Source organism: Plasticicumulans sp. (assembly GCF_035331805.1).
Lineage (GTDB): Bacteria > Pseudomonadota > Gammaproteobacteria > Competibacterales > Competibacteraceae > Plasticicumulans.
Genome location: NZ_DAOLKE010000275.1, coordinates 2,585 through 4,787, shown reverse-complemented (window position 1 = coordinate 4,787; position 2,203 = coordinate 2,585). Strand labels below are relative to the sequence as shown.

The window sequence follows — 2,203 nt, the reverse complement described above, 5'->3', positions numbered from 1 at the left end:
CGGCGCTTCAGACGACCTTTTTGTCCCCGTCCCAGGTCACGAAGGGTTTGTCCGCGCTCGGCTTCACGAGGCGCTGCGGGTCGCTCAGGGCCTTGCGGATGTCGTCGAGGCCGCTGGCCCAGTGTTCGCGCATCGTCGCCGGGCCGAACTGGTAGTCCTTGTAATGGCTCTCGCAGGGCTTGTCGCGGTAGATCAGGTGCTGGACGTTGACGCGCCGCGCGCAGGCCAGGCGCACGGCCTCGCGCCGCGCCGGATGGTCGTGGTGCTCGCCGGGAACGAGCTTCACCAGATCGAGCAGCAGCTTGCGCAGCTGCTGATCGCGGCGCTGCAGCTCGGTGATCATGCGCGTGCGGCTTGAATACTGGATGTCCTTCTGCCGGGTCGCGACCTCGGCGACGTTGGCCGGCGGCGTGCCGCCGGCGCTCCAGAGATCGACCTGGAACACCAGCGCGTCCGGGCGCGGGTGTTCGTCGAGGATCACCGACAGCGGCGTGTTCGAGACCAGGCCGCCGTCCCAGTAGAACTCGCCGTCGATCTCGACCGCCGGAAAGCCCGGCGGCAGCGCGCCCGAGGCCATGAAGTGCTCGGGCGCGAGGCGCATCTGGCGGTTGTCGAAGTACGTGAAGTTGCCGGTGCCGACGTTCACGGCGCCGACCGACACGCGCATCGGCCCGTGATTGATGCGCTCGAAGTCGGCGAATTCGAGCAGCGTCGCGCGCAGCGGCGAGGTGTCGTAGAAGCTCGCCGCCGACGGCGTGTCGGCGAGCAGCACCTCGTAGGGCGGCAGCCGCGGCCGGAAGAAGCCGGGCTGGCCTTCGAGGATCGCGCGCGTTGCGTCCCAGGCGTTGGCGAGGCTGCGCGGCCAGCCGTCGATGCGGCTGACGATGGCCTCGGGCCACTGCACGGCCCAGGAGGCCGGCAGCCACTGCGGTGCGCAGATCGCATCCCAGAACGCGCGCAGGCGTTCGAGCCGCCGCTCCGGCGGGTTGCCGGCGATGATCGCGGCGTTCAGCGCGCCGATCGAGATGCCGGCCACCCAGTCCGGTTCGACGCCGGCCTCCAGCAGGCCCTGCGCGACGCCGCCCTGATACGAACCAAGCGCGCCGCCGCCCTGCAGCACCAGGGCGATGACGCCGTACTCGGCGATGGCGGCGTGCAGCGCACTGCCGGCCGGGCCGGTCGCCGGCGGCGGGGTGGGGGTGTCGCGGGTATCGTCGGCCATGCGGGGCAGTCTCGTGCGAGCGGGGAATCCGGCGGCCCGGGGGTCTCGTGCCCACCGTAGCGCAGGCCGGCGCCGGACGCGCCGGCGGGTCTGCGTGCCGGCTGCGGGGTCTACTGCATGTGCCAGCCGTGGCTGACGATGAAGCTCTGGCCGGTCAGCGCCGTGCTCGGGAACTCGCACAGGAAGCGGATCATCGTGCCGATGTCCTCGACCGCGGTGAACTGCGCATCGACGGTCTCGCCGAGCATCACGTGCTTCACGACTTCCTCCTCGCTGATGCCGAGTTCCTTCGCCTGCTCCGGAATCTGCTTGTCGACCAGCGGCGTGCGCACGAAGCCCGGGCAGACGACGTGGGCGCGCACGTTGTGGGCTGCGCCTTCCTTCGCCAGCACGCGCGCCAGCCCGAGCAGGCCGTGCTTGGCGGCGACGTAGGCCGACTTCAGCGGCGAGGCCTCGTGCGAATGCACCGAGCCCATGTAGATCACCGTGCCGCCGCCGTGCGCGTACATGTGCCGCAGGGCGGCGCGCGTGGTCAGGAAGGCCCCGTCGAGATGGATCGCCAGCATCCTCTTCCAGTCGGAGAACGCGAAGTCCTCGATCGGGCTGACGATCTGGATGCCGGCGTTCGAGACCAGGATGTCGAGGCCGCCGAGGTGCTCGATGACGGCCTGCGTGCCGTGCCCGACCGCCTGCTCGTCGGTCACGTCCATCGCCAGACCGAAGGCGGGGCTGCCGGTGGCGGCCCGGATTTCGGCGGCGGTCTGTTCGGCGGCTTCGATGCGGATGTCGGCGATCGCGACCGCGGCGCCGGCAGCGGCCAGGGTTTCGGCGGTGTTGCGGCCGATGCCGCTCGCAGCACCGGTGATCAGGGCGACTTTACCGTGGAGGCTCATGGGGGATTCCTCTTGCGGGTGGACGAAAGCGCGACCGGCCGGGTGCCCGGATTCAATTGCAAGACCCGGACCGGCAAGACCCGGACCG

General features: G+C 70.6%; 2 protein-coding genes. Both read right to left on the bottom strand.

The window, feature by feature from the left end; all coding sequences use genetic code 11:
* Window positions 1–7: 7 nt before the first annotated feature.
* Window positions 8–1,222 (bottom strand): patatin-like phospholipase family protein, encoded by a 1,215-nt coding sequence (locus PKE44_RS15105; RefSeq protein ID WP_324552655.1) that lies wholly within the window; start codon window positions 1,220–1,222, stop codon window positions 8–10.
* A 110-nt stretch (window positions 1,223–1,332) separates the two neighbouring features.
* Window positions 1,333–2,115, bottom strand: coding sequence for a 3-hydroxybutyrate dehydrogenase (locus tag PKE44_RS15100; protein WP_324552654.1), 783 nt, complete (start codon window positions 2,113–2,115; stop codon window positions 1,333–1,335).
* Between the last annotated feature and the right edge of the window lie 88 nt (window positions 2,116–2,203).

Excerpts from the sequence above, each read along its gene's own strand:
- PKE44_RS15105 (WP_324552655.1), bottom strand. The coding sequence starts at position 1,222 with ATGGCCGACGATACCCGCGACACCCCCACCCCGCCGCCGGCGACCGGC.
- PKE44_RS15100 (WP_324552654.1), bottom strand. The coding sequence starts at position 2,115 with ATGAGCCTCCACGGTAAAGTCGCCCTGATCACCGGTGCTGCGAGCGGC.